Below are 14,417 nucleotides of genomic sequence, written 5' to 3'. Positions count from 1 at the left end.
TCTCGTATCCCTCAATCGATCGACACACTCTGGAAGAACAAAGGCAGGACGCTGAACCACGGCACCGGGACCGCGCGAATCAACCGGACCGACCCAGGACCCCGTCGGACCCCGCCGCCGGTAAACACACGTGCACTAAGAGACCTGCGGGCCTTGAAGGCCCAGAAGAACCGTCAGGCCGACGGCAGATCGGCCACCAGGCCGGCCAGGTGAACGGTCAGAGCCGCAACCGTGTCGACATCCCACACCAGGGTCGGCTCCACGGTCACACCCCACGTGTCCTCGATGTCCCCGCACAGCGCGAAGGCGTACACCGACTCCAACCCGTACTCGGCGAGCGAGACACCCGGATCGATCTCCCCCACCGGCGTCTCCAGGTAATAGGACACCCGCTCCATCAACCACCGCTCGATGTCCACACCCGACACCGGCACACCCACTCCCCGATCAGTCATCGAAGTCCCTCTCTCAGCCGGAAACATGACGTGCGGACAGGTCGAGGAGCCGCCCGTCCTGGAAGCGCTCGACAGCGATGTCGAACAGCGCCTGCTCTGCACTCGCGCGCTCGTCCGGAGTGAGCACCGGGACGCCACCGAGGCGTCCGGAGAGCCGGTCGAGGATCCCCAGGAGCACCGCCTCCTGCTGACGGTCGTCGCTGCGCCAGACCGCGAGCGCGGCGGCGGCGGCGAGCAGCACCGTGTACCGGTCGGCCACCGCGTAGGCCTCCGGAGAGGCCCCGATCGTGAGGTCCGAGGGAGCCAGTGCGGCGCACTGGTCGCGCAGTGCGAGCACCTCGTCCCTGAAGCGCACGGCGAACCGACCGACCGGGGTGGCGGCCGACTCGCGCTCGGCGGTCTCGGCCAGCACGCCGATCAGCCCGTCGCCGGACAGCATGCCGACGGCGAGCTGGTCGAAGTCCAGCGGCGGCAGATCCGCGCCGAGGTCGAACAGCTGCTGAGGGGCGGCCGGGTCGGCCAGCCAGGACTTCCGCGCCAGCCGGGGCAGCTGCGGCAGGATCAGCACCAGGCAGGCGGAGCGCGAGATGTGGGCGAAGGTGGCCGGAGCGGCGTCCCTGACGAGCTTCTGGAACATCGCGTAGGAGCCCTCGCGGAGGTAGCCCTGGGCGCCCATGACCGCACGCAGATCCTCGAAGGCGTCCAGCACGATCCGTGACGTCAGGTACTTCACCGCCGGTGCGTAGAGCAGCGTGGCCTCCGGGGCCAGGTGCAGCGCCCGGAGTCCGACGCCACAGAAGGCGTCGACGGCCAGCAGGTCGGCGTAGGCGCGTGCGAGGGCGGCGCGCACATAGGGCAGGTCGGCGGCGAAGCCACCGTACAGGCGCCGCTCGTGCACGCACTCCAGCGCCAGACGCAGCGCGGTGTCCAACGGCCCGACGAGGATGGCTGGGAGCACCACTCGGCTGAGCTGGTAGGCGCGGAGGGCGTTCTCGATGCCCTGGCCGGGCCGGCCGAGCATCGCGTTGCCGGGGATCGGGCAGTCGGAGAACCGCAGTCCGCCGAGTTGTACTCCGTTCATGCCGGAGCTGGGGAACCGCGGCAGGTCCAGCACGCGGTCGGCCGGCAACTCGCCGCGGGTGACGAAGAACTGGCTGTGGCTGCGGCTGCCCGCGACCTCACTGGTCCGTGCGAAGAGCACCATGGCCTCGGCACGGCGGAGATTGGTGACGATCTCCTTGCGCCCGGTCAGCAGCCAGCCGTCGTCGCTCGGAACGGCAGCGCACTCGGCGTGCGCGAAGTCGTTGCCGTGGTCGAGTTCGTGGAAGGCGGCCGCGATCCGGCCTCCCCCCAGCAGGATCTCGGCTGCCTTCGTGCGCTGCTCGTGCGTGCCGGCGGACCAGATGTTGACCGATCCGAGGAGGGAGCTGAAGCCGTAGCCGAGGCCGAGGCAGGGGTCGCGTCGCCACAGCTCCCGCTGCACTTCGGCAAGCCGGTCGGCCCGCACCAGTCGGCCACCGTACGCGGCCGGCACGAACTCGGCGTTCATGCCGTAGGCCTCCAGCAGGCGTTCGCCCTCGGCGAGCATCTCGTGCCGCTCATCGGCGGCGAGGACGGCGGCGTAACCGACCGGGTTGTCCGAGTCCCGTGGGTCGCCGAACAGTGCGTCCAACTTCTCAGCGCTCACGTGAGTCCTTCCCCTGCTGAAGCGTTCGGGGCGCCGGCGCTCCGAACGGGGTGATGGGGGCACCGGTGTTCGCGGCGTCGACGACGAGACCGGCCAGTGCGGCGTCGAGCCGGTCGTCGCCGGGCCCGGAGGCCGGCACCGGAACGCGCAGTACCGTGGCGAGCCTGGCCAGCAGGGCGCGCAGCGCCGCCCGCACCCAGAGGCCGTCCTGCCACAGCGGCTCCGCCGCGTGCTCGGATTCACCCGTGGCCCACAGGTGCAGGCAGGCCGCACCCGCGTAGCAGAGCTCGTAGGCGGCAGCCAGCTCGTACGCGGCCATGGCGGGACGGGCGGCGGGCGCCACGGCGGCCATCTGGCTGTGCAGGTGGTCGGCCATGGCGCCCAGTGCGACGGCCTGGTCGGCGAGCCCGGTGGGGGCGGGCCGGCTGCCGATCGACTCGACGAGTGCGGGCAGTGCCTGCACGACGGAGCATCCCTGCCGGGACAGCATGGTCAGTGCGCCCCGGTCCACGGGACGGACCGGACTGCCGATCGAGACGGCTTCCGCCAGTCCGGCCGCATCGACAGTGCCGGTGGCGAAGCCACGGACAAGCTTGGGGAACTGCTGCACCAGGGCGGCGCGGTTCACCGGGGTACTGCCGTCGAACACCGCCACGATCTGGTGGTCGCGCCACACCTTCTGGAACGCGCCGTACTCGTACACATCGGAGAGGAAGGAACGTGCGCCGAGCAGTTCGGCGAGCTCCCCCAGCGTGGCATCGACCAGTGTGGGCGCGAGTGCCTTGGCGGCCGCCGAGGTCACGCTCATCTCCGCGGTGAGGCTGTGGATCGAACGGGCGGCGACCAGCGCGGTCGCTTCCGTAGCCGTCAGCAGCGCGGCGCTGCGGGCCAGGACCGAGGCCGGGAACGGCCGTTCGGCCAGCGGGCGCTTCTGGATGATGCGCGCCCCCACGAACCGGGCCGCGAGTCGCAGCGCGTGCTCACCGGCGCCGAGGGAGAGTGCGGTGCACATCGTCCGGGTGAACTGGAGCGCGAGCAGCACCGTCTCCAGCCCGCTTCCCTCCGGGCCGATCAATGCGTCGGCCGGCAGCAGCGCACCGTCGAACTCGATGCCGGAGATGTCGATCCCGCGGATGCCGTGCGTCAGCACCTTGGGCAGTGTCCGCCAAGTACCTGCCTGCAGCACCGACTTGTCGACGAAGAAGAGGCTCTGGCCACGCCCGGAGCCGTCCCGGCCGGTACGCGCGAGCAGAGTGACATGGCCAGAGCGGGTGGCGTTGTTGATCGGCCACTTCACGCCGTCGACACGGTAGCCGTCGGGCTCCGCCGTGGCGGTGACGGAACCGCTCAACAGGTCGGCACCGTGCTCCGGCTCGGACAGCGCCCAAGCCACCGGCGAACCTGACATCACCGCGTCAGCGGTGGCCCTGGCCTGCTCCGGGTTGCCGGCGATCCAGATCGGGGCCACGCCCAGGTACGTCTTGGCGTGGGCCGTCAGTGCACTGATGTCACGGCGAGCGACGATGCGCCAGAGCCGGATCATCTCCTCGTGGTCGGACAGCGCGCCGCCCCACTCGGTCGGCACGTAGTAGGCCGACAGGCCCAACCCATCGAGGCGGGCACAGAAGTCCTCGGGGAACTGATCGTTCGCGTCGAGTTCCACGGACCGGCGGGCCGTCTCGTCGAGCGGGCCCAGGGCTTCGTCCAGGGCGGCCGCGATCCCGGCGCCCGTGCGAGTGGTGGTCACCTGAGGTCTCCCGCCGCCGGGCGCCGCACCTCGGGGTCCAGTTCGCGGGGCGGGGCGAGCCGCACCGGCTCCGTGAAGCCGAGGCTCCCGTTGTCTTCCTCGGCGGTGCCACGGGTGACGGTGAGAGCGGCTTTCTCCGGGTGACGCGTGATCCGCGTGTCGAAGGCAGCTCCCAGGCTCTGGTAGCCGCCGAGATCGAAATCCATGCTGTTCCCCTAGGCTGCTGCTCCGTCAGTCACTGTTGTTCCGAGATGCGGCGCACCGTTCCGACTTCCTCAGCCGAGATGCGGCCGCCTCGCGTCGCCGTCCAGGCCGGACTGCTCGCGAAGCGCACATCAGCGGCATCGGTTGCGTCGGCGTAATGGATCATGGCGGGGCCCGCCGACCACTATGCCCCAGCCCTCGTCGCTCGGTAAGTGCGAGAGCGCACGGTGACCCTGAACACCCAGATGGTGCGGGGTGCTGGAATGCAAGGGTGCTCGGTCCCGGACGAATGCGCGCGGGTGTCCAACTGCCGCACACCGTCGGTTGAACATCCGATCGCCGGCGAGCGGGACCGCCTCGCTCAAGCCGATGCCAAACCATCACTTGTGAACAACGCGGCCTTGGCGGCCCGTTGCCATCGGATACGTGGGCGGCTGCCCGACTCGGAGGTGCTCTTCGAAGCAGCCTGGACAGGCTGCTTCATCCCACCTGTGTGGCGACGTCACCGTCGTTCGGTGGCGCTCTGCCAAGAGGATGGAGAGGTCTGTCTCGCGGTACTCGCCAGCCTGCCGCACCTCGGTCCGCATCCCCATGGCACTTGAACAGCGCGTCGACGAGCGTGAGTTGTCTGCCCGTGACGACCGGGCTCCGCCGACCGGGCCAATCGGGCCCGGTGACGTACGCGTCAACGCGGCTTGCACTCCCTGCACAAGGTGGGGACCGGCGGAGCGGCCGTCCGCAGCCGGGACGAGCGGCACGGCCACCTACGGCAACAGCCCTACCCCAACGGTCGCTCGTCCTGATCCCGCGCCGCATGACAGCAGCGCCCCATCGGCTGCCCTGCCGGTCTGTGCCGGGCCCGTGTGCGACCGCCACGACGGGCCCGGCACTACTCGGTCAGCCGGTCGCGGCCTGGTCCACCGCGCGAACCCGCTCGTCCAGTTGCTGCGCGAACTCCAGCCAGGTCTCGGCGCACTGCCGGGCAAGGTTCACCACCAGGGCCCCGCAGTGCGTGGGCACGACCTCGGTGAGCTCGGACCATTCACTGGCCCCCATCGCGTTCTGCTGCAGCAGACGCAGCAGTTGGCGGCCTTCCTCCTTGTGGCGCAGCGACGGGTCGCGCAGTAGCTTCTCCAGCACCATGGCCGGGTCGGACCGCATCAGCCGCATGTGCTGGGCCACGGTCGCTCGGGTCCGCTGGGCCGGGAGCACCACGCCCATGGCGCCGTCGCCCGCCTGCTCGGTGGCCTTCGCCTCCCCGGCCGCCAGCCGGCGCCGGACATCGCTGACCGTCGCCGGGGAGAGCCCGGCCAGCCTGGCGACCTCGCGCAGCGAGGCCTCCGGGCGCTCGGCCAGCAGCTCCGCGGCCCGACGGCGCCCTTCCAGGCTGTTCAGCGGACGGACCTTGCCGTCCCGACCGACCCTCACCTGCAACTGCGGTCCATCCGCGGTCTCAGCCACGCGGCGGCGAATCGCCGCCACCGCCTTGGCACCCAGCCCCGCGGTCCGGGCGATCGCCCGGTCGGAAAGCTGCGGGTGCGAGATCACGATCCGCTCGGCTGCTGCCCGCCGGTCGGCCAGGGAGAGTGGCAGACCATGGGTGACGTTCGCCTCGACCGCCTTCAGGAAGGCATCCGCACTACTGCCGTCGAAGAACTCGACCTCGATGGCCAGTTGGCCCTTGGAGACCGCGGCCAGCAGCCGGTGGGTCCCGTCGATCACGCGCATGGTGTGCCGCTCGACCAGGATCGGCGGAAGCGGGCCGTCCAACTCGGCCAACCTGGCGATGTGCTCCTCGTCCCGGCCGCCGGTGCGCGGTGACTCTCCCAACTGCAACACGGCGGCCGGCACCACGACGGTCGATTTCCGGTCTTTAACGGTCAGCCTCACGTGCTCCCCCTGATGGTTGTCGGCTCGAGCTGGGCCCAGACGCGTGTCGACACTCCACAGGGGCGTCCCGGCGAGGCGCCTACCAGGTCCCGCAGGCTCGCTCCGCGCATCACCGCCAAGGTTCGAAGCCGACCCTCAAGGTCACGTCCCAGCCAAACTCCAGTGACTCGATCATGACTTCCGCCCCATGAACTGTCGAGGGGGCACAACCAGTGAGCGTGTACGGCTCATCAATTGGCTTGAATCAGCCACTGAATGAACGTCATTCCTGCAGGCAGCCCGTGAACCCCTCTCGTGACATCGGTCCGTTCCGGCACGGGAAATGGACCCACCCATGACGTTTTGAGCAACACGACTACACCTTGATCGGGTAACAAAGGATGAACTGATGGAGAATCAGCGGTGTTATCCGATCGAGTGTCCACGCGCATCGCGCCACCCGTGCCCTGAGGCACCCTTGGCGAGTTCTTCCTCCCCGCACCCGGAATGCCCATCGCCCTTCGGTCAGGCCTTTTCCCTGTACATACCTCACAGAGGGGAGGTATAGCGCCCGAAGCGGTCGAAGGCACATTCAGCGACATCACGCGTTCAACGCGACCTGCGGAAGGCGGGAGTGCCCGCCGATTCCCGAGCGCATCCGAACCAGCGAAGCGCGGGAGGCGTTCCGGTCAAGCACTCCGAGACATGGAGAAGTTCTTTTGATCCCTGATTTTGTGGTGCAACATGAAAAGGTGCGGCCGGGTCCGGCTGTACCAGCCGGGGCCGCCGCTCGCCACGCAGCTCGGGTGCCCGACCGACGTCAGGGCCGCGCAGTTCGAGCCGGCCCCATCGGGGCTGCTCCCGGTGTCCGCCGCGGGGGCACCGAGCTGATGCCGCTTGCGCACGCCGCTGACCGTCGCTGCCGAGACCAAGGCGAGCCGGGCGACCTCACGCAACGTGCCCTGCGGGTGCTCGGCGATGAGTTCCGCGGGCCCTGCCGCCTCGCTCCGCTGTTGAGCGGGCGCACCTTGCCATCCCGGCCGACTCGTGCGTTCAACTGCGGCACCGCCTCAGCTGAACATCGCGGACCGGCCGCGGCGGCCTTCGTCCCCCATCCCGCGGTCCACGCGATCGCCCCGTCCGACATGTGCGGGTGGGACTCGTCCATCCGGCTCGCCTGGTCCGACGGCTTCGTCTGCCGTCTCTCCTGCTTCGCCTAGAACCTCGGTGGGCTGGTCACCGCCACCGCCGTCGTCCTGCACATCCACCGACCCACCCCGGCTTCCGGCCGGCCACCGCCCTCACCCTGAACCGCCGGGCAGACAACCTGGTTTGATGACCGGCGCGCCGCGGTGCCAAGGTGGGTGCAGCGGAGCCGTATCGGCGGGCCTCCTCCACCTCGATTCCCTCTCGCTCAGGAGTCCCGACGCCATGCCTCAGGTGAGCACCAACGGCATCCGCCTCTCGTACCAGCGCTCTGGCCAGGGCGAACCCGTCCTGTTCATCATGGGTTCGGGGGCCGCGGGCCGTGTCTGGACGATGCACCAGACTCCCGCCGTCATCCAGGCCGGCTACCAGGCGGTCGTCTTCGACAACCGGGGCATCGGCGGCTCGGACGCACCGGAGGGCAAGTACTCGCTGGCCGACATGGTGGCTGACACCAAGGGGCTCATCGAGGCGCTGGACCTCGGCCCGTGCCGGATCGTCGGGTACTCCATGGGCGCCATGATCGCCCAGGAACTGGCCATCGAGGCACCTCATCTGGTGCGCTCGGCTGTCCTCATGGCGGCAAGGGCCCGGTCTGACGCGATGCGCCGGGCGATGCAGGAGAGCGACCAGCTGATGCGGGAGAATCGCGTCCAACTGCCGTCCAAGTACGAGGCGGTCCACACCGTCCTGAAGATGCTCTCCCCCGCCTCGCTGAACGACGACGACGCCATCCGCTCCTGGCTGGACATCTTCGAACTGACCGGCAGCGGCAGCAATACCGCCGACGGCCAGGCTTGGGTCACCCAGACCGGCGACCGACGCAAGGCGCTGCGCGCGATCACGGTGCCGTGTCGGGTGATCGGTTTCGCCGACGACCTGATCTGCCCGCCCCACCTGGTCTCGGAGGTGGCCGACGCCATCCCCGGCTGCGACTTCGTCGAGATCCCCGACGCCGGACACCTGGGGCACCTGGAGCGACCGGAGGCGGTCAACGCCGCGATCACCGAATTCCTCGGCAAGTACTGACGGGCACCCCGGACAACGCGGAGAACTCGGATGAGCCTGCCCGCTTGGCCGCCGGCCCGGGCGCACCCGGTCGATGGTGGTGGTGCGCTCCAGCTCCTGGTGGATCAACGGGGCCGGGCTCGCTGTGGACGACCCGACGGGGTGCGCGGAACCAGGGCGTGGTGAGGAGTCCGGTGATCGTCATGAGGCGCTCCCGGCGGTCGCGGTGCCGGCGAAGCGGGTGAGGGGGCCGGGGACGTCGTCTTAGTGAGCGTTTGATTCTCGGTTGTCTGTTTCGTTTGTGGTCAGGTGTCGCGCCAGTTGGGTGTGTTCTGTTGGGTGAGGCGTCGCGTCATGAGGCTGATGGCGGCGATTTGGATCATGGCTGCTGATCTGTGTGGGTGGGTTTCGTAGTCGCGGGCCAGGCGGCGGTGGTGCATGAGCCAGCCGAGGGTTCTTTCGATGACCCAGCGGCGGGGTTGGACGGTGAAACCGCGGGTGTGGGGGTCGCGTTGGACGATCTCGAGGTCGATGCCGCGGGTGGCTGCGTGTTCGATGGCTTTGTTCTTGTAGCCGTTGTCGGCCCAGGCTTTGGTGATGGTGGGGTGGCGGGCGGCGATGTCGTCGATGAGACGGGTGCCGGCGGCGGAGTCGTGGACGCTGGCGGCGGTGACGAGAACGGCGAGGAGGAGGCCGAGGGTGTCGGTGGCGATGTGCCGCTTGCGGCCGAGGATCTTTTTCGCGGGGTCGATGCCCTGGTCGGCGAGGTGGACGTTGGCGGAGGTCTTGATGCTCTGGGAGTCGAGCAGGCAGGCGGTGGGTTCTGGTTCGCGGCCTTCGGCCTGGCGGAGCAGGCCGCGTAGGAGGCCGTTGAGTTGGTCGAAGATGCCGTCGTTCTGCCAGTGGGCGAAGTAGCCGTAGACGCTCTGCCAGGGTGGGAAGTCGTGGGGCAGATAGCGCCAGGGGATGCCGGTGCGGTCGACGTAGAGGATCGCGTTCATCAGGGCCCGCAGGTCGTGGTGGGGCCGGCGGATCCCGGCGCGGGCCTGGCGCCAGGTTTCGAGGGTGGGGCGGATCAGTTCCCATCGCGCGTCGGACAGGTCGCTGGGGTAGGGCCGGGGTGGTCGCATGATGTGGGATTACTGGCGCTGGTGGCTGCCGGGGAGGGCGTGTGCGGGGGTATGGGGAGCGTTGGTATGCGCCCGGGTATGCCGCGAACTGGTGCTTGCGTAATCGAGACAGGATGTTCTGGGGCAGACCGAGCTGTTTCCCTGGCCCGTAGCCTTCAAGAAGAGACACATTCCGGTGGATAAGGTGCGGTCACCCTACGAGGCCGACGATTCAGAATCGCATCAAACTGGCATGAGCATGAGTAAAACGCTCACTTAGAGGTCGTCTCATCTGGTCCTGGAGAGAGCCCTGGATACGAGTAGGGCGAGCTGACGCAGGCGCTCGTAGTACTGGATTCCTGTGAGTTCGGTGATCTGAGGGATGACACGGTCCAGGTCCTCGATGCAGCTCTGCAGGATGCGGGTGCGCTTCGGGTCGAGAGCGCCGCCGTTGTTCAGCCACGTAAGAACGCAGCCGGCGGTATCCGCGTCGAGCAACACCATGTCTGTACCCCCGAACTCGGCACCGCGCAGACTGGCGGGGAAGGGTGCATGACGGTGTTCGTGCCAGAGACGGGCTGCGTTCTGAACCTGCTCAGATGATGCGCTCACCTGCACCATGTTGCCGCAGCCCCTGGTGCAATGGTCACGGCTTCTGGCGGCGGTAGCAGATGAGGGTGCAGGCGATGGCGGTGAAAGCGAGGAAGTGTTCGGCCTTGCGCTCGTAGCGGCGGTGCAGGCGGCGGCAGCCGCCCAGCCATGACATCGTGCGCTCGATCGTCCAGCGGTGCCGACCCAGCCGCGTGGAGGACTCGACGCCTCTGCGGGCGATGCGGTGGCGGATGCCGCGCGAGCGGAGCCATCGGCGCAGGTGGTCGTAGTCGTATCCCTTGTCCGCGTGGAGTTTGGCGGGTCGTCGGCGTCGCGGGCCGCGACGCGAACGGATCGGGGGAATACCGCGGACCAGCGGCTCAAGCGCATGGCTGTCGTGAAGGTTCGCGCCGGAGATCCCGACGGAGATGGGCAGACCGGTCCGCTCGCTGATCAAGTGGATCTTCGAGCCGTTCTTGCCCCGGTCGACAGGATTCGGGCCTGTCAGGTCCCCCCTTTCAGGGCCCGCATGTTCACCGAGTCAAGCGCGCAGCGCGACCAGTCCAGGCTGCCGCGCGAGCCCAGCTCATCGAGGATGACGCGGTGCAACTTGGCCCAGACCCGGACGGTACTCCACTCGGCGAAGCGCCGGTGTGCGGTTGGTCCCGACGGACCGAAGATCGGCGGCAGCTGCCGCCAGGTGCAGCCTGTTGTGGCCACGAAGACGATCGCGGCCAGCACTTCGCGGTCTCCGTACCGGCGTCTGCCGCCGCCCTGCGGTCGTGCCGGAGCGGGCGGGACCACCCGCTGGAACAGCTCCCACAGCTTGTCCGGCACCAAATGTTCGACCATCACCACACGGCGCAGACTACTCAGCAGGCCAAATGAGGCGACCTCTTAGCCGCGGCGGTCCCGGACGAACCTGGTCCAGGTCTCCTCCGCCCTGTCGGGCGCCTCGACCGGCAACGGCCCGGTGGGCTGCTCGGCCGGGGTCAGCGGCAGGCCGGCATGGGCAGCTCCCTCGGGGTTCGGGCGCGGACGGCTCAGCCGCGGGCCGTATGGGACTGGAACTGGGACTGGGACTTGATGAAGTGCGCCAACCGCTCCATCCCGTCGGCTATCTCCTGGTGCGTCAGGTAGCTGACGGACAGCCGGACGGCATGCTCGCCACCGCCGTCCGGATAGAAGTAGGACATCGGGGTCCAGATCACACCGAACTCCTCGGCCGAGCGGCTCAGCGCCGCGTTGTCGGCCTGGAACGGCACAGTGAGGCTGAGGAAGAAGCCGCCGGTGGGCTCGTTCCAGCGCACCCCGAGGGCCTCCCGCTCGGCGGCCGGGAACTGCTTGGCGAGCTCCTCCAGGGTGACCCGCATCGCGTCGCCGTAGTAGACGGCGGTCTCGCTGTTCAGCTCGGAGGTCCGACCGTCGGCCGCGAGCAGCATGCCTGCTACCACAGCCTGGCTCACGGCCGAGGTATTCACCGTGATCATGCTCTTGATCTTGGCGAGCTCGTCGGCCAGCAGGCCGGTGCGGCCGTCGGCATCCACCACCGCCTGGTCGGCCACCATGTAGCCGACCCGGGCACCGGGGAAGAGCGTCTTGGAGAACGATCCCAGCTGTACCACCCGCCGGTGGCGGTCCAGGGACTTCAGCGTGGGCAACTGCTGCCCCGGGCTGACCATCCGGTACGGGCTGTCCTCCAGCAGCAGGATGTCGTGGCGCTGCGCCAGGTCGAGCAGGTCGAGCCGGGTCTGCAGCGGCATCGTGGTGCCGGAGGGGTTGGAGTGGTCGGGGATCACGTAGAACGCCCGGGGACGGCGGCCGCGGGCCCGCTCGGCCAGGATGGCCGCTTCCAGATCGGCGCAGTCGAAGCCGGACTCACGCTCGGCCACGGCGGTCGGGGTGACGTCCAGCAGTCGAGCCGCGCCGGTGATCCCCACGTAGCAGGGGCTGGAGACCAGGAGCACGTCCTCGGGTCCGGAGATCAGCGCCCGCACGGCGAGGAACATCGCCTCTTGGCACCCCACCGTGACCACGATGGACTCGGGGGCGACGTCGGTGTTCTCGTCCTTGCGGAGCGAATCCGCGATCAGCTCGCGGATCTGGCCGCTGGTCGGGCCGTACTGGAAGAGCGTGGAGCGCACCTGATCGGGGGACGCTCCCTGCGCCTCCAGGTGGTCCAGGTAGCGCCGCAGATGGGTGAAGATCTGCTCGGTGTCGAAGAAGCCTTCGTACGGGCGGCCGGGGGCGAACGAGATCGCCTGCGGGTAACGGGTGGTGACTTCGTTGAGGAAGTTCATGGTGTCCAGCACCGGGTCGCTGACGCTGCGGTGCAGCTCCGCCTTGAGCAGCCCGGCGGGCTGGGAGGTCGGGGCGGGGTGCGGCGGCTGGGCCGGCTCGGCGCCGACCAGGGCAGCGGTCGCCTCGGCGACCGACGGGGTTCCGGTGAGCGCCATGGCTTCGACCAACTCCTCCGTGATGAGCTCCAACAGGTTGGTGGCGCCCTGCTCGCCGCCGACCGCGAGGCCGTGCAGGACCGGCCGGCCCAGCAGGATCGCGTCGGCGCCCAGTGCCAAGGCGGCCAGCACGTCGGCGCCACGGCGGATGCCGCCGTCGACCATCACCGGGCAGGCCCCGGCGACGGCCGCCGTGATCTCCGGCAGCGCGTCCAACGTGGCGGGGGCGCCGTCCAGTTGGCGGCCACCGTGGTTGGAGACCACGATGCCGTCGACTCCGGCGCGCAGCGCAGCCCGGGCGTCGGCGGCGCTCAGCACTCCCTTGACCAGCACCGGGAGTGAGCTGATCTCCCGCAGCCAGCCGATCACCGACCAGTCCAACGCGGGGTCGAACTCGGTGAGCGCGTGGGCACTCGGGGAGGCGAAGTCGCCACCGGTGAGGTTGGCGGGCACCATCCCGTCCGGCAGCCGGAAGTCGTTGCGCAGGTCGCGCAGCCGACGGCCGAGCCGCGGCGCGTCGACGGTGAGCACCAGCGCCTCGAAGCCGGCCCGCTCGGCCCGCTCCACCAGCTGCCGGGTGGTCGCCCGGTCCCGGAAGCAGTAGACCTGGAGCCAGAGCGGGGTGCTGGCGGCCTCGGCGATGGACTCGAAGGTCCGGCCCGCGAAGGTGCTCACCACCAGCGGGAGGCCGGCCCGGCCGGCGGCCCGCGCGGTGGCCACCTCGCCTTCCGGGTCGGCCAGGGTGTGGTACGCCATCGGCGCCACCGCGATCGGCGCGGACCAACTGCGTCCCAGTACCCTGGTCTTGGTCTCGGGAAGGCCGGCACCGGACAGCACCCGCGGATGCAGCCGCACCCGGTCGAAGGCCGCCAGATTGGCCGCCAGGGTGCGCTCCTGACCGGCGCCGCCCGCGATGAAGTCCCAACTCGCCCGGTCGAAGCAGTGCTTGGCGGCTTCTTCGTAGTCCGACAGGGTCAACAGAGCTGACTGTACGCGGGGTTCGGTGCTCATCCGGCGGTCAGCCGATCGCGCTCCACCGCTTCGTACAGGGCGCGGATGTTGGCGCTGCCGAAGCCGCGCGATCCGTTGCGCTGGATGAGCTCGAAGAAGAGCGTGTTGCGCGGGTAGGGCGAGCGGGTGAAGAGCTGGAGCAGGTCGCCCCACTCGTCGCGGTCCGCCAGCACCTTGGTCTCGCGCAGCTCCTCGATCTCCACGCGCAGGCCCGGGAGCCGCTCGGCGAGCACGTCGTAGTAGCTGTCCGGGGTGTCGAGGAACACGACGCCCCGGTCGCGGCACTCGTGCACCGCGGGGATGATCTCCTCGGTCAGGAAGGCGAGGTGCTGGACGCCCTCGCCGCCGTTGCGCTCCAGGAAGTTGTCGAGCTGACCGGGTTCCTTGCCGGGGTCCGGTGCGACCAGGGTGAAGATGGCGCTGCCCCGACCGCTGCGCACCACGATGGAGTCCATCGCCTGGTCGCCGACCGCGACGTACTCCGAGGAGTAGCGCGAGAAGCCGAAGGCCTCACGGTAGAAGTCGGCGTACTTCTCCAGGGTGCCGCCCTCCAGGCAGACCGCGACGTGGTCCAGATCGGTGATCCGGCCGGTCGCCGCCGCCGAGGCGGCCCCGGGTATGGGGACCCAACTGCTGGCGCTGGACAGGCCGTTCAGAGGGGAATCGGCCGGCAGCAGGGTGTGTACGACGTCTCCGAAGCCGGACACGACCGGCAGGCCCTGTGCGGAGTCGGTCACCGTGGCGCCGGCTGCGGCGGCCGCCGCACCCGTCTCCGCCACGTCGTCACAGGTCAGCGCGATGTCGGCGATGCCGTCGCCGTGCTGTTCCAGGAACCTCACGGTCCCCCGCCCGGAGGTGACCACCAGGCGAACCCCACCCTGTTGCAGCAGTACCGAACTCCGCTCCGCCTCAACCGAGTCAGCCACCCGGGTGAACCCCATGGCGGAGACGAAGTAGTCGACGGTCGCAACCTTGTCTCTCGTGTACAGCTCGACGTAGCCGATGTCGTGCACAGCCATGAAGTACCTCCTGCGGGAGCCGGGAGCGGAGTTCGAGGTGTTCGCCTGGGGCCGC

11 protein-coding genes are annotated in these 14,417 nt (G+C 69.4%); 1 reads left to right on the top strand and 10 read right to left on the bottom strand.

Annotation, left to right across the window (positions count from 1 at the left end):
• Positions 1-173 precede the first annotated feature (173 nt).
• The 5 genes from AB5J54_RS33460 to AB5J54_RS33440 form a co-directional block, all read right to left on the bottom strand.
• Positions 174-419, bottom strand: a complete 246-nt coding sequence (locus AB5J54_RS33460; RefSeq protein WP_369147660.1) for an acyl carrier protein — start codon at positions 417-419, stop codon at positions 174-176.
• Positions 420-468: 49 nt separating this feature from the next.
• Positions 469-2,142 carry an acyl-CoA dehydrogenase gene (locus AB5J54_RS33455; RefSeq protein ID WP_369147659.1) on the bottom strand — a complete coding sequence of 558 codons (1,674 nt, stop codon included), beginning with the start codon at positions 2,140-2,142 and terminating at the stop codon, positions 469-471.
• Positions 2,132-3,889 carry an acyl-CoA dehydrogenase family protein gene (locus AB5J54_RS33450; RefSeq protein ID WP_369147657.1) on the bottom strand — a complete coding sequence of 586 codons (1,758 nt, stop codon included), beginning with the start codon at positions 3,887-3,889 and terminating at the stop codon, positions 2,132-2,134. The genes AB5J54_RS33455 and AB5J54_RS33450 overlap by 11 nt, the downstream gene beginning before the upstream one ends.
• Entirely contained in the window at positions 3,886-4,095 is a 210-nt protein-coding gene (locus AB5J54_RS33445; RefSeq protein WP_369147656.1) for a hypothetical protein, read from the bottom strand. Before AB5J54_RS33445 ends, AB5J54_RS33450 begins: the two co-directional genes overlap by 4 nt.
• An 895-nt stretch (positions 4,096-4,990) precedes the next feature.
• Positions 4,991-5,983 carry a transcriptional regulator gene (locus AB5J54_RS33440; RefSeq protein WP_369147655.1) on the bottom strand — a complete coding sequence of 331 codons (993 nt, stop codon included), beginning with the start codon at positions 5,981-5,983 and terminating at the stop codon, positions 4,991-4,993.
• A gap of 1,410 nt (positions 5,984-7,393) precedes the next feature.
• On the opposite strand from AB5J54_RS33440, the gene AB5J54_RS33435 reads away from it, so the two are divergent.
• Entirely contained in the window at positions 7,394-8,197 is an 804-nt protein-coding gene (locus tag AB5J54_RS33435; protein ID WP_369147654.1) for an alpha/beta fold hydrolase, read from the top strand.
• Between the two features lie 284 nt (positions 8,198-8,481).
• Here the strand turns inward: AB5J54_RS33435 and AB5J54_RS33430 are convergent, their stop codons facing one another.
• The 5 genes from AB5J54_RS33430 to hppD form a co-directional block, all read right to left on the bottom strand.
• Complete coding sequence (locus AB5J54_RS33430) at positions 8,482-9,306, bottom strand: IS5 family transposase (RefSeq protein ID WP_369147653.1); 825 nt, start codon at positions 9,304-9,306, stop codon at positions 8,482-8,484.
• Positions 9,307-9,573: 267 nt separating this feature from the next.
• A complete protein-coding gene (locus AB5J54_RS33425; RefSeq protein WP_369147652.1) occupies positions 9,574-9,789 on the bottom strand; it encodes a hypothetical protein in 216 nt (71 codons plus the stop codon).
• A 142-nt stretch (positions 9,790-9,931) separates the two neighbouring features.
• A protein-coding gene (locus tag AB5J54_RS33420; protein WP_369149544.1) for an IS5 family transposase occupies positions 9,932-10,728 on the bottom strand; the annotation gives its coding sequence in 2 pieces (ribosomal slippage) (positions 9,932-10,395 and positions 10,395-10,728; 798 coding nt in all).
• A gap of 191 nt (positions 10,729-10,919) precedes the next feature.
• The gene (locus tag AB5J54_RS33415) at positions 10,920-13,310 is read right to left on the bottom strand and encodes an aminotransferase class I/II-fold pyridoxal phosphate-dependent enzyme (RefSeq protein WP_369147651.1); all 2,391 of its coding nucleotides are present in this window, start codon (positions 13,308-13,310) and stop codon (positions 10,920-10,922) included.
• A gap of 29 nt (positions 13,311-13,339) precedes the next feature.
• Complete coding sequence (hppD, locus tag AB5J54_RS33410) at positions 13,340-14,362, bottom strand: 4-hydroxyphenylpyruvate dioxygenase (protein ID WP_369147650.1); 1,023 nt, start codon at positions 14,360-14,362, stop codon at positions 13,340-13,342.
• Between the last annotated feature and the right edge of the window lie 55 nt (positions 14,363-14,417).

Source organism: Streptomyces sp. R44 (assembly GCF_041053105.1).
Lineage (GTDB): Bacteria > Actinomycetota > Actinomycetes > Streptomycetales > Streptomycetaceae > Streptomyces.
Note: the sequence above shows the minus strand (reverse complement) of the source record. Positions and strands in the feature narration are given on the sequence as shown.

Bases quoted from the DNA above. Each gene is read 5' to 3' on its own strand.
- AB5J54_RS33445 (WP_369147656.1), bottom strand. From the start codon at position 4,095: ATGGATTTCGATCTCGGCGGCTACCAGAGCCTGGGAGCTGCCTTCGAC.
- AB5J54_RS33425 (WP_369147652.1), bottom strand. From the start codon at position 9,789: ATGGTGTTGCTCGACGCGGATACCGCCGGCTGCGTTCTTACGTGGCTG.
- AB5J54_RS33430 (WP_369147653.1), bottom strand. From the start codon at position 9,306: ATGCGACCACCCCGGCCCTACCCCAGCGACCTGTCCGACGCGCGATGG.
- hppD (WP_369147650.1), bottom strand. From the start codon at position 14,362: ATGGCTGTGCACGACATCGGCTACGTCGAGCTGTACACGAGAGACAAG.
- AB5J54_RS33435 (WP_369147654.1), top strand. From the start codon at position 7,394: ATGCCTCAGGTGAGCACCAACGGCATCCGCCTCTCGTACCAGCGCTCT.